Below are 24,669 nucleotides of genomic sequence, written 5' to 3' on the forward strand. Positions count from 1 at the left end.
TTTTGGGATTAACGACGACGTGCGCGACGTTTGATTTGCTTCTCTGCATCGGCCAATGTGGCATCGATGTCTGCGCCGTTTTCTAGCACTTTCTCTAGAGAATCAGCCACCACCTGACGAGCAACTTCGTCGTAGCGATCTACTGGTACAGCAGGGATGTTTTCAGAGGCAGTACGCCAGCCTAGACGTGCTTTTTGTCCGCCAAGGTAAGCAAGCTCTTCATTAAAGAAGGCGTCATCGTGGGTTTCAACAAGCGCTGGGAAAGCATTGATCTCTTTAAAGCCCATGATCTGAACTTCGTTAGACGTTGCCATGAACTCAATAAACTTCCACGCAGCTTCTTTGTTGTCGGCTTTTTTAGGAATGCCATAGAACGAGCCACCCCAACTTGCAAACGAACCATTTGGCAGTTGAGCAGTACGCCACTTACCACCGTCGTCCGGTGCGATCCAATCTTGAAGGTGTCCGCCTAACCAAGCGCCCATCATTTGTGAGGCGATAGTGCCGCGACGTAAACCTTCAGACCATTCGTTTGACCATGCGCCGATTTCTGCATCAATGCCTGCTTCACGCGCTTGTTTCGCCAAACGGAATGCTTCTTTAAATCGAGGTGAATTCACCAAAATGTTGTGTTCAGTATCAAAGTAGACTCCTTCACCTGGCTTAAGATCCGAACGAATGTAAATATCGAGAATGTCTTGTGCATTGGCCAGCATGTAGTTGCCAGTTTTCTCTTTAACTTTAACGCCTGCTTCAATAAACGAGTCCCAATCTTTTAATAGATCTTCTTCAGTCACACCTGCGGCTTCAAGTATGTCGGCGCGGTAGAAAGTAGCACCAGGGCCGATATCGGCAGGAATACCAGATAGTACACCTTTTGAGCTTGTACCTTGCTGTACAGAGTAAGGCACTAAACGATCGGTGAACTTGCCAGCGCCGTACTGTGGCGCGTTAAGATCTTCCAAACCACCGGATTCGACAAAGCGGCCTGTATAGGCGTATTCGATACCCATAACGTCCGGCAAGTTTGCGCCCGTCGCCAGAGCGGTAGTCATTGCATTGTGGTGGTCAGAGTAAGCCAGCGTGACTAAGTTCACTTTGATGTCTGGGTACTTGGCCTCAAACATAGGGATGGCTTTTTCTGCGACTTGGTTAAAGTTTGGGAACGAAGCGACAGTAATTTCCGTTTGTGCCATCGCTTGTCCTGCAAACAAAGTTGCAATAGACAAAGAGAGTAAGCTGAGTTTCGAGTTTTTCATTTTACGTCCTTTTATTGTAGGGTCACGTTGTTGTTGCTGTCGAAGTAATGCACTCTGCTCTTATCAAAGAACAGGCTGATTGCACCGACAGGCTTATCTTCGGTATAAGGAATTTCTACCAATACCTTTTTGCTTCTAAATAAACAGCTAAGATGGATCACCGAACCTAGTACCTCAGTTCCGGTGACTTCCACCACCATTTCACAGCGATGAGTAGGGTTTACATCGTCTGCATTTAGAGAAAACATTTGCGGCCTAATGCCCACAACAGAGATCTCTTTATCCAAAGAGTGCTCTGGGAAGCAGCTTTTAATTTCGCTGGTTAAGGTGTCGAACATATTGATTTCGGGTGTGCCAATAAATCGCGCCACAAACTCTGTTTTTGGCTGCTCAAAGATCTCTTTTGGCGTGCCCACTTGCTCAATCACACCACCGTTTAAAATCACGATTTTGTCGGCAAGCGTCATCGCTTCAACTTGGTCGTGGGTGACGTAAATCACCGTAGTTTCGACACGTTGATGCAAGGCACGAATTTCGCGGCGCATCTGCCCACGTAGCTTGGCGTCGAGGTTAGATAGAGGTTCGTCAAACAAGAACACTTCTGGCGTTCTTACCATCGCGCGTCCCATAGCCACTCGCTGTCTTTGACCACCAGAAAGATCTTTGGGTTTACGGTCAAGTAACGGGGTTAACTCAAGAGTTTCAGCCACTTCCGCAACCATTTTTTTACGCTCTGCCTTTTTCACCTTGGTGTTTTCAAGGCTAAAACCGATGTTCTCTGCCACGGTCATGTGCGGATAGAGCGCGTAGCTTTGAAATACCATGGCGATATTGCGCTCAATGGGATGGAGATCGTTCACCATTTCGTCGTCGATGAATATTTCGCCACCGCTGATTTCTTCTAAACCAGCAAGCATGCGCAACGTCGTAGATTTACCACAGCCAGACGGCCCCAATAACACGACAAACTCACCATGCTCCACTTCCAAATTGATGTTTTTAACGACTTCCGTCTTGCCATAGCTTTTTTGAAGATTGCTAAATACTACCGATGCCACTGTCGCCACCTTTTGTTGTTGCAGGTGCCAAAGCCAATCCAACGCTTTGACACGAAAAAGTTAAGTTCTAAAGAGTTTCGCCTTGCTCATCGAATAGATGGATTCGGCGTTGGTCGATGTAAAAAGTCATCATCTTGCCCGCTTCAACGTCTTGATCTGAACTGGTTTCAATAACAACTTGAGTCTTTCCAACATGCGCATTTATCTGAATGGTTGTCCCTAGTAGCTCTGTATCTTCGACAAACAATTCAATCGAGACTGCGCCGTTAAAATTGTGCAAATGGATGTCGCTAGGTCTGATGCCTACAGTCCCCGTACAGGCTGTTAACACCTGGTGATCTGTCGCCGATATAGACAAGGTATTTTGCTCAAAACTGACCTCTACAACGCCGTCATCACACTGTATATGAGCAGGAATTTGGTTCATGGTTGGGCTACCAATAAACCCTGCAACAAACTTATTGGCGGGCTGATGGTAGATCTCTTCGGGTGTACCCACCTGCTCGATGATCCCATCGCGAAGGATCACCACCTTGTCGGCGAGCGTCATCGCTTCAATCTGATCGTGGGTTACATAAACGGTGGTTTTCTTGTGTTTACGATGCAGCTCTTTAATTTCGTGTCGCATTACATTGCGCAGCTTTGCATCTAGGTTGGAGAGCGGCTCATCAAACAAGAAGACTTCGGGTGTGCGAACCATCGCTCGACCCATCGCCACACGCTGACGCTGTCCACCGGATAACGCTCTTGGTTTGCGCTCGAGTAATGGGGTAAGTTGCAACATATCTGAAACGCGACGGACTTCATCATTAATTTCTTGCTTTGATTTGCCTGCCATTTTGAGTGAAAAACCGATGTTATCGAACACAGTCATATGCGGATATAACGCATAGCTTTGAAATACCATGGCGATATTGCGATCTTTTGGATTAACTTGGTTAACCACCTCTCCATTAATTCTGATTTCACCGTTGGAGATCTCCTCCAAACCGGAAAGCATGCGTAGGGTGGTCGACTTGCCGCAGCCCGATGGCCCAAGAAAAACCACAAACTCACCGTCTTTAATATCCAGGTTAAAATCTTTAACGATATGCGCATTACCTGGGTAGATTTTGTCTACGTTTCTAAACTCTACAGTTGCCATGTCTCACCTTGTCGATAAATACTGTACGCTGTGTACCGCTTTATAATTTATTACTTTTCGTTCGTGCTCAATTATGTTTTTTGTCTACTCATTTCATAGATTTATTGATTGAGAAACAGATCACGTTGATGCAATTAAATTGGGGTAACAACACGAATCAAGCTCACAATTATTCATTTCTATATGGATAATTACTTTTAGATTTAATAGATATCAATACTTATTTAAATGTCTAACTCTATTCGCCTCTGCCTTTCCTACATAAGGCTAATTACTAATCAAAAAATTAAAATTACGTAAAGTGTTTTGCTTTTTATGAATTTTTCTTTGCGTGAGCAAGATCTCCCAAACCAAATTCAAAACAATGAAAAACAATAACTTAGAAAAATTAACAGGTGGGAGATTGAGATAGTTCGGCTTGTTTTTGAGAGTTGGCGCACATAAAATAAATAGTGGTAATTTACTGTGAAATTTCATAATTGCTGAGTGAGAGATTTCGGTTAATTATCAATAGCGACCGAAACTTAACCTAAACTTGGAATATTCACTCATGACTGAATTCTTCAAAAACATTTCAAAAATCCAATTTGAAGGCAGTGAGTCTTCAAATCCACTTGCGTTTAAACATTACGATCCAGAGCGCGTTATTCTTGGTAAATCCATGAAGGAGCATTTACGTTTTGCTGCTTGTTACTGGCACAACTTCCGCTGGGCTGGCGCCGACATCTTCGGTGATGGTACGTTTGATCACGAGTGGCTCAAAGTGAGTGACCCGAAAGAGGCTTACCTTGTTAAAGCAAATGCCGCATTCGAATTTTTCGAAAAGCTGAATGTGCCTTACTACTGCTTCCACGACACCGATGTTGCTCACGAAGGTAACTCTCTTAAGGAGTACGTAAACAACTTTGCACAGATGGTTGACGTTCTCGAGCGTAAGCAAGAAGAAACAGGCGTGAAGCTACTGTGGGGTACGGCAAACGCATTCTCTAACCCACGCTACATGGCTGGTGCATCTACCAACCCAAATCCAGAAGTGTTTGCGTATGCTGCAACTCAAGTCTTCAATGCAATGGGCGCAACCAAGCGTCTTGGCGGTGAAAACTACGTACTTTGGGGCGGTCGTGAAGGCTACGAAACATTACTCAATACAGACTTACGTCAAGAGCGCGAACAGCTTGGCCGCTTCTTGCGTATGGTTGTTGAACACAAACACAAAATTGGCTTTAACGGTTCTATTTTGATCGAACCTAAGCCACAAGAACCAACGAAGCATCAGTATGACTACGACACTGCCACAGTCTTTGGTTTCTTGAAGCAATTTGGCTTAGAGAACGAAGTTAAAGTCAACATTGAAGCAAACCACGCAACCCTCGCAGGTCATAGTTTCCACCACGAAGTAGCCACCGCAACATCGCTAGGGATCTTTGGTTCAATCGATGCAAACCGCGGTGATGCTCAGTTAGGTTGGGACACAGATCAGTTCCCGAATAGCGTAGAAGAGAACACACTCGTGATGTACGAAATCCTTAAAGCAGGTGGTTTTACAACCGGTGGCTTTAACTTTGATGCACGCGTTCGTCGTCCTTCAACAGATCTGGCTGATTTTTTCCACGGCCATATTGGTGGCATGGACACCATGGCTATCTCACTGATCCGCGCAGCAGAAATGATTGAAAATGACGTACTATCTAAGAACATCGCACAGCGCTACGCTGGCTGGAACGAAGACTTAGGTAAGAAAATCTTGGCCGGTGATATGAGCCTTGAGCAAGTGGCAAACTTTGCACTGGATAACAACCTGTCACCAAAACCAGTTTCTGGTCGTCAAGAAGCACTAGAAAACATCGTTAACGGCTTTATTTATAAATAAGCTGTGATGTCACCCAGGGCCATATCATGAACGTTTATTAGCACAATTTGGTGTGTGACTGGAGCAAACCTACACGGCATGGACGCCGTGTTGGAGCCATCAGGGATGATTTCACGGCGCTTTGTGGAAGTCATACACCGAATTGTGCGGTTTTTGCACACTCATGCGCTCGCCCTGTGATGTCACCCAAGTCACTAGTGTTTATTTTTGTCCATGATGAACCCTCATACAGGCAAAAGTAGGTTCTTTTATAGCAGCAATGGCTTGGGCTTACGTAGGGGCTGCTTTCCTTTTGTTCCATAGTTGCCATTAGGCGTTCAATCTATATAGAGAGTGTTATGTCAAAGGTTATTACTAATCCTGTCATTCGTGGTTTTAATCCCGATCCATCCATCGTACGCGTTGGAGATGATTACTACATCGCCACCTCGACCTTTGAATGGTTTCCGGGTGTGCAACTGCACCACTCTAAAGATTTGGCCCATTGGCGTTTAATCGGACATGCCTTAACACGTACCCCCCAACTATGTATGACAGGTATGGACAACTCTGAGGGCGTGTATGCTCCCGCCCTCACTTTTTCTGACAACAAATTTTGGCTCTGTTTTTCCAATGTGCACTCTTGCCGTGGCGGGACCTGGATGGCGACTCCGTCATTTTTGGTTACCGCAGACAACATTGAAGGTCCCTGGAGCGATCCAGTGCCCATTGGAAACTATGGCTTTGATCCGTCACTCTTTCACGATGATGACGGCAAAAAATACGTTCTTAATATGATGTGGGATGGCCGTGCAAACACCAATTTCTTTGGTGGCATCATGCTTCAGGAGTTTGATCCAAAAACAAATGCTCTAGTAGGCAAAGCGCACAATATATTTGCTGGTACGCACCTTGGTTGCACCGAGGGACCACAAATGCTCAAAAAAGACGGTTATTACTATCTCATTACGGCAGAAGGTGGTACCTCAAGAGATCATGCGGTCACTGTAGCACGCTCAAAAGAACTATTGGGTCCTTACGAGGTTCACCCTGACAACCCTATTTTAACCTCACGATTCCAAGAAGGGGCACCATTACAACGTGCAGGGCACGGCTTTTTAGTCGAGACGCAAGACCAAGAATGGTATCTCAGTCACCTATGTGGACGCCCTGTACCCAATCCAGAGGGCTATCAGTATATGCCAAGCTATGACAACGCCTATTCGGTACTTGGGCGAGAGTCAGCGCTTCAAAAAGCACATTGGCACGATGGTTGGCCCTATGTCACAACAGGCAAAGTACCTTTGGTTGAAGTTGAAGCCCCTGACCTACCTGCTGCGCCTTGGCCACAGCAGCCGGAAACCGATCATTTTGAAACGAATACGCTCAACCTTCACTTTCAAACACTTCGCGAACCTATGACCGATTGGGGCAGCTTAATTGAGCGGCCGGGGTATTTGCGACTGAAAGGTCGCCACTATTTAGCCTCTCGCTATCAAAACAGCTTAGTGGCACGACGCATTCAATCGCACTATGCGCGCATTGAAACCTCGATGGATTTTTCTCCCTCTGTTCCCATGCAAATGGCTGGATTAGTCGCCTATTACTCACGTAATGGCCACTACTTCCTGAAGCAGAGCGCCAATAATCAAGGTGAATCAATACTGCAGGTAGTGGGTAATATTAATGATCAATACCGAGAGTACAGTGAGGAAATAGTTGTTGAAGACAACGCCACCGTGCACCTGCGTTTGGATCTGGATAAGCAGTGGTATCAGTTTTCTTATTCCCTCGATGGACAAAGCTGGTTAGCCATTGGACCACCATTAAATAGCATTTACTTGTCTGACGAAGGTGGGCCCGATATTTTCCGTTTTACAGGCCCATTTGCTGCCCTATTTGCGTGTGATTTAACAGGGCAAAACCTACACGCCGATTTTGATTATTTTCGTTACGTCGAACCGAAACAATAACCTTTGCACAAATTTAACTTAGCCATTTTAGAGAGTATTTCATGACACAATCTTCTGTTACCCAAGAGCCTGTCGATTCTACTGAGCAAAACGTAAGTGACGCAGAGCGCGTCGTTGCACAAGATCTCGCGCGAGCAAGTTCGCTCAAGCCATTGTCTGAACCGCTGGTCAAACACATGTATACCGCAGACCCGTCTGCCCACGTTTTTGATGGAAAGATCTATATCTATCCGTCTCACGATATTGAAACCGATCAACCTCTTAATGACAGTGGCGATCACTTCGATATGCGCGATTACCATGTGTTTTCAATGGAGCAGCCTTTTGGTGAGACTACAGATCACGGGCCAGCGCTTGATGTAAAAGATGTCCCTTGGGCCGAGAGACAAATGTGGGCACCCGATGCCGCGCAAAAAGACGGCAAATACTACCTCTACTTTCCCGCTAAAGACGCAAAAGATGTTTTCTACATCGGTGTAGCCGTTTCTGATTCACCTTACGGTCCATTTGTTGCCGAGGAAACGCACATCGAAGGAACGTTCAGTATTGATCCTGCTGTATTTGAAGACGACGATGGCAGTTACTACCTCTACTTCGGTGGCATCTGGGGCGGACAACTACAAAATTGGCGTAATGGTGAGTTTGGTGAAGACGTTTACCCAAGCGATGAAGAGCCTGCGCTGCTTCCACAAATGGCAAAATTGGCGGACAACATGACGGATCTTGCAGAGCCAGTAAAAGAAGTTCAAATCCTTGATGAACAGGGCAATTTGCTGCTCGCCAAAGATACTGAGCGACGTTATTTTGAAGGTCCATGGATGCACAAGCATAATGGGTTGTACTATTTTTCGTACTCAACCGGTGATACTCACAAAATTGTGTACGCAACCAGTGCCTCACCCTACGGACCTTTTACCTATCGCGGTGTCATACTCGAACCCGTATTAGGCTGGACGACCCACCACTCGGTGGTGGAGTTCGAGGATAAGTGGTACCTGTTTTACCATGACAGCTCGTTATCTGGCGGACAAACACATTTACGCAGTATTAAGATGGCCGAACTCACCCACAACGATGACGGAACTATTAATACTATCAAACCTTATTTGTAATTGTATTTCTGCATAAAACACCACTTTATTTAAGTGGTGTTTTTATATTATCTGTAATTATTTATCATATTAAAAAAACAGAATATAAAAACAATCTTTCATAATTGAAGCCAAATAATATTCTCATATTATATTCATAGGATTCCAATTAATTGCTGATTTCAGATAAAAGGAAAATCATGAATACTCTTGAACAGTTACGCCAGTTCACCACCGTTGTTGCCGACACGGGTGACATAGAAGCGATAAAACAGTATCAGCCTGAAGATGCTACAACCAATCCCTCTCTGATTTTGAATGCCGCCAAACTCGACAATTACCAACCATTGATCACGAGCGCCGTTGAGTACGCTAAAAAGAAGCACACTCAACCGTCTGAGCAAGTGGAAGCGGCTTGCGATTATTTAGCCGTACGAATTGGCTGCGAAATTTTAACCACCATACCTGGCAGGATTTCGACAGAAGTTGACGCTAGATTGTCGTATGACACCAACGCAAGCATTGCCAAAGCCCGTCACATTATTTCGCTTTACCAAGAGCAAGGCATTGGTAAAGAACGAATCTTAATCAAGCTTGCCGCCACTTGGGAAGGCATTCGCGCCGCAGAAGTGCTAGAAAAAGAAGGCATTAACTGCAATTTGACGCTGCTGTTTTCGTTTGCACAAGCGCGCGCTTGTGCTGAAGCCGGTGTTTACCTGATCTCGCCTTTTGTTGGCCGGATCATGGACTGGTACAAAGCCAAAGAAAACCGTGACTTTGAAGCCTCAGAAGACCCTGGTGTGCTTTCTGTGAGCACTATTTATCGCTACTACAAGTCACTTGGCTACAACACCGTTGTGATGGGTGCCAGTTTTAGAAACACCGGTGAAGTTTTAGAGCTTGCGGGTTGTGACCGACTGACGATAAGCCCTGCCCTACTGCAACAGCTAGAGCATAGCTCGGTCGTTGTTGAGGCCAAATTAACCAGCGAGCAACCTGCTCAACAAGCGGTTGAGCCACTGACACACGCGCAATTTTTGTGGGATCATCATCAGGACCCAATGGCGGTGGAAAAACTGGCTGAGGGCATTCGAAATTTCGCCATCGACCAAGGCAAGCTTGAAACCATGATTGAGGCGCGACTGTAATACAACGACTAACGCTAAAGCCACTTACTAGTGACTCAATTCAAACAAGATAAATAATACCAACCGGCGCAATTTTCTAACCCGTTAATTACTTCGATGGGTATATTCCAAACTACTTTCGTGAGATTTGATATGGAACGTAAAACTCTAGCCAACGCCATTCGCGCTTTAAGCATGGATGGCGTACAACAAGCACAATCTGGCCACCCAGGTGCACCCATGGGGATGGCCGATATTGCCGAGGTTCTTTGGCGAGACCACCTAAACCACAGCCCAAGCAATCCAAAATGGGCAAACCGAGATCGTTTTGTGCTCTCCAATGGACACGGTTCTATGCTGATCTATTCGTTGCTACACCTGAGCGGATACGATCTCTCAAAGGACGATTTAAAGCAGTTTCGTCAGCTGCACTCTAAGACACCAGGCCACCCAGAATACGGCTACACCGCTGGGGTAGAAACAACCACAGGCCCACTGGGACAAGGCATCGCTAATGCAGTGGGTATGGCCATTGCTGAGAAAACCCTAGCAGCACAGTTTAACCAAGAGCACCATCCAATTGTTGATCACTACACCTATGCATTTATGGGTGACGGATGTCTGATGGAAGGCATTTCCCACGAAGTGTGCTCACTGGCTGGGACATTAAAGCTGGGTAAATTGGTCGCGTTTTGGGACGACAATGGCATTTCCATAGATGGCGAAGTGGATGGTTGGTTTAGCGACGACACGCCAAAACGTTTTGAAGCCTATGGCTGGCAAGTGATCCCCAATGTCGATGGGCACGATCCTGTTGCTATCGATCGAGCGATTCACCAAGCGAAAGCTGATACGACTCGCCCTACCTTAATTTGTACCAAAACCATTATCGGGTTTGGTTCACCTAATAAATCGGGCAGTCACGACTGTCACGGCGCCCCTTTAGGCGAGGCAGAAATAGCCGCAACAAGACAACAACTCAACTGGGAGCATGAGGCGTTTGAAATTCCGCAGCAGGTATACGCACACTGGGATGCGAAAGAAGCGGGCGCGGCTAAAGAAGCAGCGTGGAACGAAAAATTTGCAGCGTATGCTGCCGAGTATCCTGACCTTGCAAGGGAATTATCACGACGACTCGACGGCGAACTCCCTGCACAGTGGGATGAGCTCACTCGCGAGATAATCGCCCAGTTACAAGCAAACCCTGCCAATATTGCCTCTCGCAAAGCCTCGCAAAACGCGCTTGAAGCGTTTGGTACGTTGCTGCCAGAACTGCTCGGTGGCTCAGCCGATCTCGCCCCGTCTAACTTAACCATGTGGTCGGGTTCAAAAGCCATAGAGTCTGAGGATGCAAGCGGCAACTACCTTCATTACGGGGTGCGCGAATTTGGCATGACGGCCATCATTAACGGTATTGCATTGCATGGTGGCTTTATCCCGTACGGCGCAACGTTCTTAATGTTTATGGAATACGCTCGAAACGCCATGCGAATGGCTGCGCTCATGAAGATTCAGAACATTCAGGTCTACACCCATGACTCCATCGGCTTAGGTGAAGACGGCCCAACTCACCAACCGGTTGAGCAAATTGCGTCACTGCGTTTGACCCCGAACATGAGCACATGGCGCCCATGTGACCAAGTCGAATCGGCGGTCGCTTGGAAGCTCGCTATCGAACGCAAAACCGCGCCCACTTCTCTTATTTTCTCGCGCCAAAACCTTGCTCAGCAACCAAGAGATGCCGCTCAATTGGCCAATATTGAGCGCGGCGGATACGTATTGCTAGACTGTGAAGGCACGCCAGAGCTTATCCTCATTGCGACAGGCTCAGAGGTCGAGATTGCTGTCGATTCCGCAGCGCGATTAACTAAAGAGGGCGTTAAGGTTAGAGTCGTTTCGATGCCTTCAACCGACTGCTTTGATGCCCAAACAGCCGAATACAAAGAGTCTATATTACCCGCTGCCGTGACTCGAAGAATTGCGATTGAAGCGGCTATTTCTGACTATTGGTTCAAATACGTGGGACTGCAAGGCGATATCGTTGGCATGAACAGTTTTGGCGAATCTGCTCCAGCGGGTGAATTGTATAAACTGTTTAATATCACCTCCGATAATGTAGTCGAAAAAGCGAAAGTACTTTTAGCTTAACGGGTGCTAATTAGTCGCTTTTAGTGCAGTGCTAAAAAATCATCGCCAGCTGCAAGAATGCATTAAAGTTTGTCACTTATCCTCTGTCAGATCACTTGGCAGAGGTTAAGTGAACCGACTATAGCAAATACGCCCTGCCCCAAAGCCTCTCAGGCTAGAAGCTTTGGGGCTTTATTTTGCGAGGTAACCCTAATTAATGTTTGATTGCCTCCTCACTTTCTGAGCAAATCGGTTTTTCAAGTTATACCTAATGGGAAAGCCCACAAGAGTTTATTTGGATAAACATACACTCAGTAAATGGTCAATGCACCGAGATGGTTAGGACCTTAAAGCGAAGCACATCTAGAAACAACCTATACATTTGGGAGCTGGCGTGTCTAACCTATTTGCAATTAGCTGTTGACCTAGGTCCTACACCAAGGTTTATACTCAAGTTCCAAGTATAAGGTAAGTAATGACTCGAAAACTCAAAAACATAGGAATTACGCTGTTCAGCATCTTCGCGATGTTGATGTCGACCTATGCTTCGAGTTCGCCTTACATGCTTTTTGGGAGCAGCTTTCAAACTAGCTCAGTAGTCTCTAACAATGTTAGTCATGCAAATCTTGAGCTGGCAAATAGTAATCACAGTGACCACATACCTGCACGCTACAGTTCTGACGCGGTAGATTGCCACTCTTTGGTTAAGTCCTCTCTTCTCGAAAAGGAGAGCTCTAATGGTTTGGAGCATTGTGGAGACTCCAGTGGCGGTATCGATAACTGCTGCACCCAAATATGCTCTAGTGCCTCATACCCGACCGACAGTGGACGTGATTTAAGCGCAAGCTCGTCGTCACTCGCTTTGTATCACAGCGATAAGATCGGTGTGACAGTGGCTCGAATCCAAAGCCTTCTTCGTCCGCCCTCCATTTAATTCAATACCTCAAATGTAACCCCTCAAGTTTTATAGCCAATGGCTACGCTTGAGTTACGTCCAATTCCTAAATCTGGATACACATTGTGAACATTGAATTAATCCGCTTGGGGACTGTAAAAACCCTAAGCCTGAGTGTAGCTGTAGCGATGTCTGCTCTACCCTCCATAACTATCGCTGCGCAAGTAAGCTTGTCGGAAGATATTGCTCAAGCTACGCTACAGCTCAACTCTCTAATTGAGTCAGCCCTTACTAATGACACCAGTCGTTCGCAGTTTGCCGCACAGTCTGCGGCCATGCGAGAAACGGCGGTAGCAACAAGCACGTTAATGGACCCTAAGCTAAAAGTAGGCTTTGGCGGGCTGCCTGTTGACTCTTTTAAGTTTGACGAAGATCCCATGACCAACATATCGGTTGGCATTATGCAGCAGTTTGAGCGTGGAGCGACTTTGGACCTCAACCATCGCAAGGCAAATCAGCAAGCTGATGGTGTAGCGTTCAATATCCAAGCACGCGAACGTGACATTGCCAATAGCGTGACCCAACTGTGGCTCGAGCTTGGCTATTTGCAGCAAAGTGCAAAGGTAATTAAGCAAAACCAACAACTCATGGTTGAGCTTGAAAACTTTGTGCAGACCAATTACTCCATCGGTAATAGTGAAGCGCAGGATCTATTAAACGCTCAACTCAAAGTCGATAAGTTGGACGAGAAGCTTCAGTCTAACCGTCAAATGCAAAGTCGTATTGTTGCTCAGCTCTCTGAATGGTTGGGTTCCCAGTGGCTTAACTCGGGAATTTCTACTCAAGCTAGCTATCAGCTCAACTGGACAAGACTAGACTCAATTGTCAGCGATCACACCAGTGATACGCAGTTTTACTCCTTACTCAATCAACACCCCATGGCACGTATGGCAGATGCGACCATTTCGGCCAACCGCACTCAGGTTGAATTGGCAGAGCAGGCTTATACTCCTCAGTTTGGCGTTGAAGTGATGTACGCCTACAGGCAAGCCGACAACATGCGTGGCGAACCGGCCTCAGATTTGCTGAGTGCCTATTTGACTTTGGATATCCCTTTATTCACAGATAACCGTCAGGACAAAAGCCTGAACTCAGCTCAATATCAAGTCGGTGCATCCCAGTATCAAAAAGACGCTTGGCTTTCGCAAATGAATGCGCAAGTGAATGCGCTGATGGCGGACAAAGTGAATCTACTAGAGCGTATTGAGCGTTTTGAGCAAAGGTTGCTCCCTCAAGCCCAAGCGCGCATTGAAGCTGTTGAGCGCGGCTATCAAAACAACACAGCTCAGTTTGGCGACGTTATTACGGCGGCGAGCGATGAGTTAGCGCTAAACATAGAGCTTATACGCCTTAAAACCGACCTTCACCAAACCTATAGCAAGCTTGCCTCGCTCTTGGGTGGCTTTGAGTATCAAGTGGACACACCGGTTCATACCTACCCACAACAACAATAATAATTAAGGAATTGCAAATGAGTACGTTTAAAGTAGCAAGCCTAGCGCTAGTGATCGGTGGAGCAGTGGGATACGGCGTTAGTGTCTATTTAAGTGGTATAAGCCATGATATGGCCACAATGGACAGCTCTATGGCCAGCGAACCGGCAGCGAATGAGCCGCTGTATTGGGTCGCGCCAATGGATGCCAACTACCGACGCGACAAGCCTGGAAAATCGCCAATGGGCATGGATCTGGTGCCCGTTTACGCAGAGGATTTGGCGGGCGAAAATGATAAGCCTGGAACGGTAAAAATTGACCCAGCCGTAGAGAACAATCTAGGCGTTAAGACGGCAACGGCTGAACTTGAAGAGCTTACACCGCGCATCGATACTGTGGGTTACATCGCCTTCGATGAGAGTAAATTGTGGCAAACCAATGTGCGTGTAGCTGGTTGGGTTGAGAAACTTCACATCAATGCGGTGGGCGAAAAAGTTCAAAAAGGCGATGTGTTGTTTACCCTTTACTCTCCCGAGTTGGTCAAAGCTCAAGAAGAATTAATTAGTGCCTACAAGACCAATCGCAAAGGTATGGTGACCGCGGCTACCGACCGTTTGGCGACGCTAGGCGTTGACCGAGACCAAGTTCGCGCTATCGCTCGTAAAGGCCGATCTTCTCAATCCATCGAAATTTATGCTCCCGCGGATGGGATTATTGCCAGCCTAAACATTCGTGAAGGAGGCTACTTGTCTCCGGCGCAGGCTGTCATCAGTGCAGGTCCACTGGATGAGGTATGGGTTGATGCTGAAGTCTTTGAGCGTCAATCTCACTGGATTGAGCAAGGCAGTCTCGCCTCTATGACACTAGATGCCATTCCTGGTGGTGAATGGACGGGGGAAGTCGACTACGTCTATCCCATTCTCGATCCCAGCACTCGAACCTTGCGCGTTCGACTTCGATTTGACAACCCCAACGGCGAACTTAAGCCCAACATGTACGCCAATGTCACTCTTGCACCTATAAGCCAGGATGAAGTATTGACAATTCCACGCTCATCGGTGATCCGTTCTGGAGGAATGACCCGAGTCGTGCTCTCTGAAGGCGAAGGAAAATACCGCTCTGCACGCATTGAAGTGGGTCGGGAAGCGGCAGACAAAATTGAAGTCGTAGGCGGTCTCTCTAAAGGTGACCGCGTGGTCACTTCAGCCCACTTCATGCTCGATTCCGAGTCTAGTCAATCAGCAGATCTATCTAGAATCAATGGCGTTGAAGCGCCCGCAGAAACGGCATGGGCAAAAGGCGAAATTACTGACGTAATGGCCGGACATCGCATGCTCACTATTAACCACGACCCAGTACCAGAGTGGAATTGGCCCGGCATGGTGATGAACTTTAATGTTGCCGAAGGTGTCGATTTTGACCCGTTCACCCAAGGGCAAGCCATCGAGTTTGAAATGCAAAAAGGTGAATCAGGCCAATACGAAGTCGTCGATTACAAGATTAGCGAGTCTCAAGTCGCTAAAGAGGTCTGGGTCGACGGTGATATCACCATGCTCATGGCTGACTTTGGCATGATCACCTTAAACCATAAGCCGGTTAACGAGTGGAGTTGGGAAGCCGGAGAGATGAACTTTACTGTTGATGACGCGGTTGAATTGTCAGGCTTCGAAGAAGGGCAGAGCGTGCGCTTTTTAGTGGAGAAGCAAGGCTCTGAGTACTTACTAAAACAACTTGAAATGAGCGAGGGCAACCAATGATAAGCGCAATCATTCGTTGGTCTATCAACAATCGTTTTCTGGTTCTGGTCGCCACCTTCGCGCTCGTGTTTGGTGGGCTTTACAGTGTTAAAAATACTCCGGTGGACGCCATCCCTGATCTGTCCGATGTTCAGGTGATCATCAAAACCAGTTACCCTGGCCAAGCGCCGCAAGTGGTTGAAGACCAAGTAACCTACCCACTTACCACCGCGATGCTCGCTGTACCCGGTGCAGAAACCGTTCGAGGCTATTCGTTCTTTGGTGACTCCTACGTCTATATCATTTTTAACGATGATACGGACATGTATTGGGCTCGTTCGAGAGTATTGGAGTATCTGAGCCAAGTCGCGCCTAACCTGCCCCCTAGTGCAAAGCCAACATTGGGGCCTGATGCGACTGGTGTAGGTTGGGTGTACAGCTATGTGTTGCAAGATAAAACAGGTCAGCATGACTTGGCGCAGCTTCGTAGTCTTCAAGATTGGTTTTTGAAATACGAGTTGCAGACTGTAGATGGAGTATCGGAAGTGGCCACCGTCGGCGGCATGGTCAAGCAGTATCAGGTACAAATTGATCCCGCTAAACTGCGCGCTTACGACCTCACTCTGCAACAAATCAACATGGCTATCCAAAACGGTAACCAAGAGAGCGGTGCATCCGTGGTCGAGGTGGCGGAAGCTGAGCACATGGTGCGAACCACAGGTTACCTGTCGAGTATCGAAGACATCCAAGCGCTGCCGCTGAAAGTGACCAAGCAAGGAACGCCATTGCTTTTGGGTGATATTGCTGACATCAATCTAGGTCCACAAATGCGCCGTGGCATCTCTGAGCTGAACGGTGAAGGCGAAGCGGTCGGTGGCGTGATTGTGATGCGCTTTGGTGAAAACGCCAGCGAAGTTATTGGGAATGTCAAAGATAAACTGGCAGAGCTTCAACGTAGCTTGCCAGAAGGTGTCGAGATTGTCACAACCTACGACCGTTCAACCTTGATTGATGCGGCAGTAGAAAACTTATGGAAGAAGCTCGCGGAAGAGTTCATCGTGGTCGCGGTAGTCTGTGCGCTGTTTCTGTTTCACATTCGTTCGTCGCTGGTTATCGCACTGAGTCTGCCCGTAGGAATACTGTCTGCGTTTATTGTCATGCATTGGCAAGGCATTAATGCCAACATTATGTCGTTGGGTGGTATTGCTATTGCTATTGGGGCCATGGTGGACGGTGCTATCGTAATGATAGAAAACGTGCACAAGCACATTGAGAGGACTCCGCTTACCGATAAAAATCGCTGGCAAGTAATAGGTGATGCTGCGCAAGAGGTGGGGGCTCCGCTGTTCTTCTCGCTGATTATCATCACGCTGAGTTTTGTTCCTGTGTTTGCCCTTGAGGGTCAAGAGGGCAAGATGTTCTCGCCATTGGCGTTTACTAAAACCTACGCTATGGCTGCGTCGGCTGGACTTGCAATTACCTTGGTACCCGTGCTCATGGGATACTTCATTCGCGGTAAGGTGCTACCTGAGCACAAGAATCCAATCAATAAAAGTCTTATCGCCCTATATAAGCCACTGCTCTCTGTGAGCTTGAAGTACCCGAAAAGTGTCATTTTGATAGCCATTGCATTAATGGGATCAGCTTACTATCCAACCACTAAGCTCGGCAGCGAGTTTATCCCTCCGTTGGATGAGGGCGATCTCATGTATATGCCTACGACGTACCCTGGTATCTCTATTGGTAAAGCTCGAGAGCTACTGCAGCAAACCAACAAGCTGATCATGACTGTACCTGAAGTGGAAACCGCTTGGGGTAAAATTGGTCGTGCCGAAACGGCTACCGATCCCGCCCCACTCACCATGATTGAGACGGTGATACAGCTTAAACCTAGAGACCAGTGGCGTGAGGGCGTGTCCACTGAATCCTTACGTAAAGAGTTTGATGACTTAGTGAAGTTCCCTGGCCTAACCAACGCCTGGGTTATGCCTATCAAGACTCGTATCGACATGCTGGCTACGGGCATTAAAACTCCAATAGGTATCAAGATTGCAGGGCCAGAACTCAAGGTCATTGAGCAAATAGGTTCAGAACTTGAGCCCATTCTTAATGACATTAGCGGTACATCATCCGTGTATGCCGAACGTGTCGCTGGTGGACGCTACGTCACTATCGACATCAATCGCCGCGCCGCTGCTCGGTATGGTCTTAGCATCAAAGAAGTGCAGCAAGTGGTCTCTACTGCGGTAGGGGGTATGAACGTCGGAGAAACCATTGAAGGATTAGAGCGCTACCCAATCAACGTACGATACCCGCAAGACTATCGTGACTCGGTTGAAAAACTAAAAGAACTGCCACTAGTGACACCTAACGGTGCTCGCATCGCTCTGGCGGATGTCGCGGATATTCGCTATGAAGATGGCCCACCGATGATCAAAACTGAAAATGCACGTCCAAACGGATGGGTATTTGTCGACATCGACGGGCGCGACTTAGGCTCTTATGTTGATGAGGCCAAGCAAGCGGTGGCTGAGCAATTAATGTTACCTGCGGGCTATTCATTGGCTTGGTCAGGGCAATACGAGTACATGGAGCGAGCGAAAGAGCGCCTTGGAGTGGTGGTGCCGATTACCATCGCCATCATCATGTTATTGCTCTACCTCAGCTTTAGACGCATAGGCGAAGTGTTAATCATTATGCTGACCTTGCCACTAGCGATGGTAGGCGGTTTGTGGCTGATGCACTACCTCGGTTACAACTTTTCCATAGCCGTGGGTGTCGGTTTCATTGCCTTGGCAGGCGTTGCAGTAGAAATCGGGGTGATCATGCTGGTGTACCTCAACCAAGCGTGGCATTACACTAAGCTGGATGCCCTAGAAAAAGGTCGCTCACTGCAAGTTGCGGATCTGAGTAGTTCTATTCGAGAAGGCGCTGGACAGCGTGTTCGCCCAGTCATGATGACGGTACTTACAGTGATCATTGGCCTTATTCCTATTATGTATGGCGAGGGTACTGGTTCTGAAGTCATGCAGCGAATAGCCGCACCTATGATTGGAGGGATGGCCTCTGCACTGCTACTGACTCTGCTGGTTCTTCCCGCCATTTTCAAATTGTGGAAACAGCGAGAGCTAAGACACATTTCTACACCAAAAACAGGTTAATTAACCACTAAGAGGGGAGCGTAGTTAGGCGCTACCCCTTTGACAATACGACTCATTTAGTAAGGAAAATATCATGAAAAACACCATAATCACGACTCTATTATCGACCACTGCTATCGCTTTTGTACCTGTAACTCTAGCAGATGCAGATCATGCACACATGGACCACTCAAACATGGATCATAGCACCATGAATCATGCGAATATGGACCAAAGCAAAATGGATCATTCAATGATGAACATGGAGGGCATGTCTGCCGTCGGTATGCCTGCCATGGGTGCCAAACCAGACAAAGTGATTCATGTGCTTCTTAACGATGATATGAGCATCACGTTCAAGAAGGACGTTCAAATCGAATCAAATGATGTGGTTCAGTTTGTAGTACTAAACGTGGGAAAAATGGAGCATGAATTTGCCATTGGTTCGCATGATGAGCAGTTAGCACATCGCGAAATGATGAAAAGCATGGGGGGGCACGATCATGATATGGGGAACGCCGTCACTGTGAAGCCGGGCAAAGCAAAGCAGTTACTTTGGCATTTCCATGGTGAAAGTGACGTTGAACTAGCCTGTAATATCCCTGGTCATGCTGAGCAAGGAATGATTAAAGAGATCACACTAAAATAGCTCGCTAGACATTGATCAAAGTTTATTACCCCCTGACGCCAGCAATAACACGCTGGCGTTGTTGGTTTGGAAATTAGGTTTCAAAAAGCAGACTATTCTTGAACGAAATCAACGTCTTTAATCAGCATTACCTATAGGTTGTTAAGACGGTATTTAGATCGGGACAAAGGATATGGACGATTTAACCCTAGAAGACAAAATTTATGGCTTGTCTGAATTTTGGAAAACCGCTTGCTACAATTTCGTTTATTTCGACAAGGTTCCAGATCTCAATTTTGATGATGCCTTCCGCAGTTATATCCCCAAAATTATTGCCACAACAGATATCTATTCCTATTACCGACTATTACAACAGTTTTGCGCGTTGCTAAAGGATGGTCACACCAACGTATTTCTACCTGAAAAGCTGCAGCGAGACTGTCTTGGTCAACCTCCACTCACTCTCATCGGGCATTGCAACAACGCTGTGATCGTTGCGGTAGAAGAAAAGATTGCCAACGATATACCTGTTGGCTCGGTAATTAAAACCATTAATGATCGACCAGTGCACGACTACATCGCAAAGTGTGTAATGCCTTATATTTCGGCTTCAACTGACCATGTACGAGTCAGTGAATCCTATACTAAAGCTTTACAAGGGTTGATTGATACTGAGGTTGAGTTTGAGGTTCTAACCCCAACAAACATGCGCCGAAAATGTAAGCTAAAAAGGCAACCACTGGGCCACCAACAAGCCTACCAACGTTTATCGTTACCCTGTAATGGTGAAAGCCGTTTTCAACTAAAAAAGCTCGATTCAGATATCCTTTACATCGCTTTAAATAGCTTTGAGGACAAATCGATCCTAGACGATTTTACACGTTCATTGTCCACAATAAACCAGTCAAAAGGACTAATCCTCGATCTTAGATTCAATGGTGGCGGGTCGACAACTATAGGTAATACGATTTTGGCCCACCTCATCGATAAACCTGTGCAAGGCGCGTCAACCCAGTCTCGTCAACACATTGGAAACATGAGTGCCTATGCTCAAATCATGGAGCATGTAGATCTTAATTTACTTGATGCGGATTCACTGGCAATGCTTAAAAAAATATCTCAATCTCCACAGTACAATAAATGGACCAGCAGTGACGGAGATTGGCTTGAACCTGCCGAAGAGACTAAAACAGACATTCCAATTTATGTACTGATAGGACACAACACCGCTTCTGCCGCAGAAGATTTTTTAGTGCAATTACGCTCTATTGACTATATCAAAACCGTTGGGAGTCCGTCGTTTGGTAGTACAGGCCAACCGCTGTTTGGTCAATTGCCTGGTGGTGGAAGCTTTCGAGTATGCACTCTTAGGAATACCTACCCTGATGGAACCGAGTTTAATGGTGTAGGGATTCAACCTGACCTACCCTTTGTCCCAACGTTGAGCCAATTTCTGTCGGGACAAGATCATACCCTGTTGTTCGCTTTAGAAGCGATTAAGCGTGAACTTGCTTCAACGTGAGCACGAGACTTCAATAGCTAGGCACATCGATTCGGTCACACTATTTGAATGGATTTGGACTATGCCCATGAATAGGCTCGCCCGTTCTTGGGTGAGTAAAGTCAATATCACTGGCATGAAGCATTAAGCGCTGTGCTTGGCCTTCGATTTCAAAGCTGGCAGCTTGACTGGGGCTATTGTAAAGATCACACCCTAATATCGGGTGACCAAACTCAAGGCTATGGATGCGTAATTGATGAGTACGACCGGTAATTGGTGCGTATTGTACTAACGTTCTAGGCGGGTTATCCAAACGCGTAACGACCTGATAGTCACTAACCGCCCTTTTGCCAGTAAAGTCACAAATCTTCACCCGGGGAAACAACGCCTTATCTTTGGCAATGGGGGCCGAGATTTGACCATTGTCGGCTTCCACCCATCCACTGAGCATCGCCAAATAGCGCTTTTTGACTGTTCTGTCCTGAAACTGTTTATTCAAACTTTTAGAGGCTGCGCTGTTTAGCCCCACCACCATGACGCCTGAGGTTCCTAAATCGAGTCGATGTGGTAATTTTGCGTTCGCAAAAGCGGGGGTTGCTTTGTTTGCCGAGGTCGCGCACTGGCCATTCACCAAGCGATAATGGACAGAGTCCCAGTTGAGTGGGTTTTTCCCCGATAGGCTTAACAAACCACTCGGTTTATCAATCAGTAATATGTCGTCATCTTGATAGAGGATCTCTACCCTTCCTAGACATTCAGGTGCGACAAAGTCATCGATTATTTCGCGTATTACTGAGCCAGTATTAGACATTTAGCGCGCCTGAAATAGGATTAAAATGACGGATATAGTACTTCAAATATATATCAATGAGTATATAGATTAAGGCTGAGTTCACTGTGATAATAAACCATATTGCAAATTTTAGTAAAATAACAGTTAAAAACGTAATAAATTAAAAGAACAATATGGTTGGGTATTGCATCAAGAAATAAAACACTTTCAAAGACTAAAGTGCTTCAGAGAAAGATTGACGGTAGTCAATGCTTGGCAGCTATCTAACGAGAGAGGACGGAGGCTTTGAGGCCTCCTCCTTCTGAGTTGGCCGTGATTAGCCTAGGAATACGCTAGGGATTTCGTTAGGGTAACGCTCATTACTTGGCTGATTATAATCGATGTCTGTTACTCCTAGTAGGTCAAGTACTTGGTAAAGTGTTTTACCGGCATGACCGAATGCAATGCCTGCATGGTGAGGGTAACGTTTTTGAACCAATACGTGGCGGTAGAATCGCTGCATTTCTGAAATGCCAAATACGGCGATTGATCCGAACGATTGTGGATCGATATCTAGAATATCACCCTGTGCAACGTAAGAACGTAACTTAGTGTCAGCGGTAGACTGAAGGCGGAATAAAGTTACTTCGCCTGCTTTGATTTGTCCCTCTAATGTACCACGTGTGATATTTGGTGTTTGACCTGGCTCCATTAGACTATGCATGATCTTTTGGAAGCGTAACTGAGAGTTCTTCATGCAGCTTGGAGCTGTGTTACCGCAGTGGAAGCCCATGAATAGATCTTTTTCTGTGTACTCGCCAAGTTGCTCAGCGCTGTTCTCAACCATGTCTTTAGGTACGGTGTTATTGATGTCTAATAACGTCGCTGGGTGATTTGTTGCACATGTAATCATATACTCAGATAACGCACCGTAAATGTCGACTTCACATGCGACAGGAATACCACGCTCTGCTAAACGAGCGTTTACGTAGCAAGGTACGAAGCCGAAGAACTTCTCAAACGAAGGCCAGCACTTATTTGCGAAGATACCAAACGTAGAAGAGCCTAGATTGTTCTTGTGGAACTCAAGTAGCGTAACTTCATATTGAGCAAGCTTTGGAAGTAAATCCGGGTAAGGGTTGTTATCACCCAGTTCAGCTTCCATCTCAGCTACGATTGCTGGAATATCTGCATGTCCTTCTGCTTGTTGGTACATGTCCAGCAGATCTAGTTCACTATTTTCCATAATTTCGATGCCTAGATCGAACAGTGCTTTAATTGGCGCGTTACATGCAACGAAATCATGTGGACGAGGTCCAAAGCTAAAAATTTTCAAGCTCTTGAGACCAAGAATAGTACGAGCAACAGGGACAAAGTCGGCAATCATGTCTGCCACTTCATCTGGCGTACCGACTGGGTTTGGCGGAATGTGTGGGCGGATATTACGAAGATTAGCACTGTACGATGCGTTTAGCATCCCGCAGTAGGCGTCACCACGCATGTCGTTTAAACAATTTGTAGACTCTTCAGCCGCCGAAGCGAACATTACTGGGCCGTCAAAGCGCTGTGCCATCTGCGTTAATGGCCCCTCGGGACCAAAGTTACCTAGATAGATAACTAGTGAGTTAATCCCTTTCTCAGCCGCTTCCGCAAGTGCTTTAACAGTATCGTTCTCGTTTTCGATTACAGTTTGTAGCTCAACGACTTCAACATCTTTATTTGTGCAACACTCGACTACATTTTTGCGACGTTGTTCAGAAAGTGAAATCGGGAAACAGTCACGGCTAACAGCCACGATGCCTAGCTTCATTTGAGGTAAATTCATCATAGTATGTTCCAGTACTTAATTATATTAGTTACGCAATTTTGTAAGTTACAAAATGGCTATATGGGTTAGATGAATCAAAGATACAATCTTCTTTTCCATCCATATTAATTTTGTTTGGGTAGTTTTGTGTTTCTAAACATAAACCAGCATTCTTACCATAAATAGTATTTCTTCTTCCTACTTCTTTAACAATGAAGTTGCCAGAATAAAACTGCATGCCTATTTGGTCCGTATATACTTCTAACGCTAAATCTCTATTAGAAGAGTACAGTTTTGCTACTTTTTTCATTTCGGTTGAATCAAAGCACCAGCAGTGATCAAAGCCTCCCGCTTGTGATAACTGCGTGAATTCCTGATTAATATCTTTCGAAATTTTCTTTTCTACTCGGAAATCCATTGGAGTATTTGTAACATCTTCGCTGTTGACTGGAATCGCATCAACGTCAACAAATAGGTAGTTATTGCTGCCAATTTGGAGAGAGTGGTCAAGAATGTCTTTTGACTCATCTAAGTTAAAGTAAGTGTGCTGAGTCATGTTAATTGGCGTTTTTCCATTAGGTATTGCGAAATAGCCGATGTTCAACTCATCTTGTTCAGTCAGAGAATAAAAAACTTTAAAATCAACACCATGAGGGTATCCCGCCTCGCCGGGTGAGGTAGAGACTGTTAGCTCCAGCTCATTATTTTTAGCAGAGGTGACTTTCCATAGTTTGGAGCCAATATCAGCAGAAGCACCATGAAGATGATTTGTTCCTTCGTTGGTTTCCAGTTCAACGACTTGACTATCTAAGGTATATCTGCCGTTAGCAATACGGTTTGCCCAAGGGCCTACAACACAACCAAAAAAACACTTCCCGTTAAGATAATCCTGAGGTTTGTCATAACCTAGTACGATGTTTTTTGTCTCACCACTCTTATTTTTTGTGAAAAAATTGACAATGATGGCTCCTAAATCAGAAATGTCTACCTGAGTTCCTTTCTTATTAATTAACGAATAAACTCTATATGGGCCCCATTTATTACTAACTACTTCAGACATAACTATTCC

At 46.2% G+C, this 24,669-nt stretch carries 17 protein-coding genes; 11 read left to right on the forward strand and 6 right to left on the reverse strand.

What is annotated here, in order from left to right:
* Nucleotides 1–8 precede the first annotated feature (8 nt).
* The 3 genes from ST37_RS07415 to ugpC (ST37_RS07425) form a co-directional block, all read right to left on the reverse strand.
* The gene (locus ST37_RS07415; protein ID WP_084885053.1) at nt 9–1,259 is read right to left on the reverse strand and encodes an extracellular solute-binding protein; all 1,251 of its coding nucleotides are present in this window, start codon (nt 1,257–1,259) and stop codon (nt 9–11) included.
* Nucleotides 1,260–1,270: 11 nt separating this feature from the next.
* Nucleotides 1,271–2,317, reverse strand: a complete 1,047-nt coding sequence (gene ugpC, locus ST37_RS07420) for a sn-glycerol-3-phosphate ABC transporter ATP-binding protein UgpC (protein ID WP_084885055.1) — start codon at nt 2,315–2,317, stop codon at nt 1,271–1,273.
* Between the two features lie 67 nt (nt 2,318–2,384).
* Nucleotides 2,385–3,461 carry a sn-glycerol-3-phosphate ABC transporter ATP-binding protein UgpC gene (ugpC, locus tag ST37_RS07425; RefSeq protein ID WP_084885056.1) on the reverse strand — a complete coding sequence of 359 codons (1,077 nt, stop codon included), beginning with the start codon at nt 3,459–3,461 and terminating at the stop codon, nt 2,385–2,387.
* Nucleotides 3,462–4,011: 550 nt separating this feature from the next.
* Here ugpC (ST37_RS07425) and xylA point away from each other — a divergent pair.
* The 11 genes from xylA (at nt 4,012) to ST37_RS07480 (ending at nt 21,042) form a co-directional block, all read left to right on the forward strand.
* Nucleotides 4,012–5,331 (forward strand): xylose isomerase, encoded by a 1,320-nt coding sequence (gene xylA / locus ST37_RS07430; protein ID WP_084885058.1) that lies wholly within the window; start codon nt 4,012–4,014, stop codon nt 5,329–5,331.
* Nucleotides 5,332–5,669: 338 nt separating this feature from the next.
* Nucleotides 5,670–7,283, forward strand: coding sequence for a glycoside hydrolase family 43 protein (locus ST37_RS07435; RefSeq protein ID WP_084885064.1), 1,614 nt, complete (start codon nt 5,670–5,672; stop codon nt 7,281–7,283).
* Nucleotides 7,284–7,324: 41 nt separating this feature from the next.
* Nucleotides 7,325–8,395 carry a glycoside hydrolase family 43 protein gene (locus ST37_RS07440; protein WP_084885066.1) on the forward strand — a complete coding sequence of 357 codons (1,071 nt, stop codon included), beginning with the start codon at nt 7,325–7,327 and terminating at the stop codon, nt 8,393–8,395.
* 176 nt (nt 8,396–8,571) lie between these two features.
* On the forward strand, nt 8,572–9,522 hold the full coding sequence (gene tal / locus ST37_RS07445) for a transaldolase (protein WP_084885255.1): 951 nt from the start codon (nt 8,572–8,574) through the stop codon (nt 9,520–9,522).
* Nucleotides 9,523–9,654: 132 nt separating this feature from the next.
* The gene (tkt, locus tag ST37_RS07450) at nt 9,655–11,649 is read left to right on the forward strand and encodes a transketolase (protein ID WP_084885068.1); all 1,995 of its coding nucleotides are present in this window, start codon (nt 9,655–9,657) and stop codon (nt 11,647–11,649) included.
* A 454-nt stretch (nt 11,650–12,103) separates the two neighbouring features.
* Nucleotides 12,104–12,562, forward strand: coding sequence for a hypothetical protein (locus tag ST37_RS07455; protein ID WP_084885069.1), 459 nt, complete (start codon nt 12,104–12,106; stop codon nt 12,560–12,562).
* 149 nt (nt 12,563–12,711) lie between these two features.
* Entirely contained in the window at nt 12,712–14,037 is a 1,326-nt protein-coding gene (locus ST37_RS07460) for a TolC family protein (RefSeq protein WP_084885257.1), read from the forward strand.
* 17 nt (nt 14,038–14,054) lie between these two features.
* On the forward strand, nt 14,055–15,773 hold the full coding sequence (locus tag ST37_RS07465) for an efflux RND transporter periplasmic adaptor subunit (RefSeq protein ID WP_084885071.1): 1,719 nt from the start codon (nt 14,055–14,057) through the stop codon (nt 15,771–15,773).
* Nucleotides 15,770–18,913, forward strand: coding sequence for an efflux RND transporter permease subunit (locus ST37_RS07470; RefSeq protein WP_084885073.1), 3,144 nt, complete (start codon nt 15,770–15,772; stop codon nt 18,911–18,913). Before ST37_RS07465 ends, ST37_RS07470 begins: the two co-directional genes overlap by 4 nt.
* A 73-nt stretch (nt 18,914–18,986) precedes the next feature.
* On the forward strand, nt 18,987–19,541 hold the full coding sequence (locus tag ST37_RS07475) for a copper-binding protein (protein WP_084885074.1): 555 nt from the start codon (nt 18,987–18,989) through the stop codon (nt 19,539–19,541).
* Between the two features lie 172 nt (nt 19,542–19,713).
* Nucleotides 19,714–21,042, forward strand: a complete 1,329-nt coding sequence (locus ST37_RS07480; protein ID WP_084885076.1) for a S41 family peptidase — start codon at nt 19,714–19,716, stop codon at nt 21,040–21,042.
* A 40-nt stretch (nt 21,043–21,082) separates the two neighbouring features.
* Here ST37_RS07480 and ST37_RS07485 read toward each other — a convergent pair whose 3' ends face one another.
* From ST37_RS07485 to ST37_RS07495, 3 genes are all read right to left on the reverse strand, one after another.
* Nucleotides 21,083–21,832: an RluA family pseudouridine synthase gene (locus ST37_RS07485; RefSeq protein WP_084885077.1), complete on the reverse strand. Its 750-nt coding sequence runs from the start codon at nt 21,830–21,832 to the stop codon at nt 21,083–21,085.
* A 298-nt stretch (nt 21,833–22,130) separates the two neighbouring features.
* Nucleotides 22,131–23,621: a fucose isomerase gene (locus ST37_RS07490; protein ID WP_084885079.1), complete on the reverse strand. Its 1,491-nt coding sequence runs from the start codon at nt 23,619–23,621 to the stop codon at nt 22,131–22,133.
* A gap of 28 nt (nt 23,622–23,649) precedes the next feature.
* Nucleotides 23,650–24,660: an aldose epimerase family protein gene (locus tag ST37_RS07495; protein WP_084885081.1), complete on the reverse strand. Its 1,011-nt coding sequence runs from the start codon at nt 24,658–24,660 to the stop codon at nt 23,650–23,652.
* Nucleotides 24,661–24,669 lie beyond the last annotated feature (9 nt).

Origin of the sequence: Vibrio sp. qd031, from assembly GCF_002100145.1 — a bacterium.
Classification (GTDB): domain Bacteria; phylum Pseudomonadota; class Gammaproteobacteria; order Enterobacterales; family Vibrionaceae; genus Vibrio.

Bases quoted from the DNA above. Each gene is read 5' to 3' on its own strand.
- ST37_RS07415 (WP_084885053.1), bottom strand. From the start codon at position 1,259: ATGAAAAACTCGAAACTCAGCTTACTCTCTTTGTCTATTGCAACTTTG.
- ugpC (WP_084885056.1), bottom strand. From the start codon at position 3,461: ATGGCAACTGTAGAGTTTAGAAACGTAGACAAAATCTACCCAGGTAAT.
- xylA (WP_084885058.1), top strand. From the start codon at position 4,012: ATGACTGAATTCTTCAAAAACATTTCAAAAATCCAATTTGAAGGCAGT.
- ST37_RS07435 (WP_084885064.1), top strand. From the start codon at position 5,670: ATGTCAAAGGTTATTACTAATCCTGTCATTCGTGGTTTTAATCCCGAT.
- ST37_RS07440 (WP_084885066.1), top strand. From the start codon at position 7,325: ATGACACAATCTTCTGTTACCCAAGAGCCTGTCGATTCTACTGAGCAA.
- tkt (WP_084885068.1), top strand. From the start codon at position 9,655: ATGGAACGTAAAACTCTAGCCAACGCCATTCGCGCTTTAAGCATGGAT.
- ST37_RS07455 (WP_084885069.1), top strand. From the start codon at position 12,104: ATGACTCGAAAACTCAAAAACATAGGAATTACGCTGTTCAGCATCTTC.
- ST37_RS07460 (WP_084885257.1), top strand. From the start codon at position 12,712: ATGTCTGCTCTACCCTCCATAACTATCGCTGCGCAAGTAAGCTTGTCG.
- ST37_RS07465 (WP_084885071.1), top strand. From the start codon at position 14,055: ATGAGTACGTTTAAAGTAGCAAGCCTAGCGCTAGTGATCGGTGGAGCA.
- ST37_RS07470 (WP_084885073.1), top strand. From the start codon at position 15,770: ATGATAAGCGCAATCATTCGTTGGTCTATCAACAATCGTTTTCTGGTT.
- ST37_RS07475 (WP_084885074.1), top strand. From the start codon at position 18,987: ATGAAAAACACCATAATCACGACTCTATTATCGACCACTGCTATCGCT.
- ST37_RS07480 (WP_084885076.1), top strand. From the start codon at position 19,714: ATGGACGATTTAACCCTAGAAGACAAAATTTATGGCTTGTCTGAATTT.
- ST37_RS07485 (WP_084885077.1), bottom strand. From the start codon at position 21,832: ATGTCTAATACTGGCTCAGTAATACGCGAAATAATCGATGACTTTGTC.
- ST37_RS07490 (WP_084885079.1), bottom strand. From the start codon at position 23,621: ATGATGAATTTACCTCAAATGAAGCTAGGCATCGTGGCTGTTAGCCGT.
- ST37_RS07495 (WP_084885081.1), bottom strand. From the start codon at position 24,660: ATGTCTGAAGTAGTTAGTAATAAATGGGGCCCATATAGAGTTTATTCG.